Annotated in this window: 1 protein-coding gene; it reads right to left on the bottom strand. The window is 45.8% G+C overall.

Annotated features, from left to right (window positions below):
* Positions 1 to 228: 228 nt before the first annotated feature.
* A complete protein-coding gene (locus OGY18_RS00980) occupies positions 229 to 549 on the bottom strand; it encodes a hypothetical protein (RefSeq protein ID WP_286551319.1) in 321 nt (106 codons plus the stop codon).
* Positions 550 to 666: the final 117 nt, after the last annotated feature.

Below are 666 nucleotides of genomic sequence, written 5' to 3'. Positions count from 1 at the left end.
ATTGTCAATCCGGTGTGTGGGCAAAACCCTCTTACAGAATCCCATGCAGGGATACACGAACAGGCCAGCCGATTAGAAATGCCAGTATTAAGGCCACTGGTTCTGGGCGTGGCGACCCACTTGCTGATGATATCTATGTGTCATGTGATAGCGAGGGATATATGTCCGTGATAATGGGTATAGGGTATTGATTTTATGGTGCATATAACTAATTTTTGGCTGTTTGCATTACTGGAAACGAAACACGCTGAAGGTGCCGTAATCGCAACCGTAGCCCATCATTCCATTCGATGCGATTGTGAACGTAGAGCCATTCGGAACGTCAAAAACAATGCTACCACTTTTACCCCACTGTGAGTTTCCATCTACCGAATTTGCGACGGTATAGCCGCCAACTGTGGCAGTCAGTGAAAACGTATTTGCACAGTTATCTGAGTTACCAAAGTTGATTTTTTGGGGGGGAGGATTGCCTCCCCAGGCATAGATTTTAAACTGCTTTCCAGTTGTGTTGCTGCTACTAAAAACGCCTTTAAATGCCCCCAAAGACACGTAAACCCCATCTGCTGGGCTGGGTGAGCGCCACACGCCGGATTGACAATTTTGTAATCAGCTTTAAAGTGCATCCCTTTTTGTTAAGGGATTTCATGATGTCCAGAAAAAAGTCGG

The organism is Citrobacter sp. Cpo142 (assembly GCF_030332425.1).
In the GTDB taxonomy this organism is placed as follows: domain Bacteria; phylum Pseudomonadota; class Gammaproteobacteria; order Enterobacterales; family Enterobacteriaceae; genus Citrobacter; species Citrobacter portucalensis.
The sequence above is the reverse complement of the archived record's forward strand: the minus strand, read 5'-3'. Positions and strand labels throughout refer to the sequence as shown.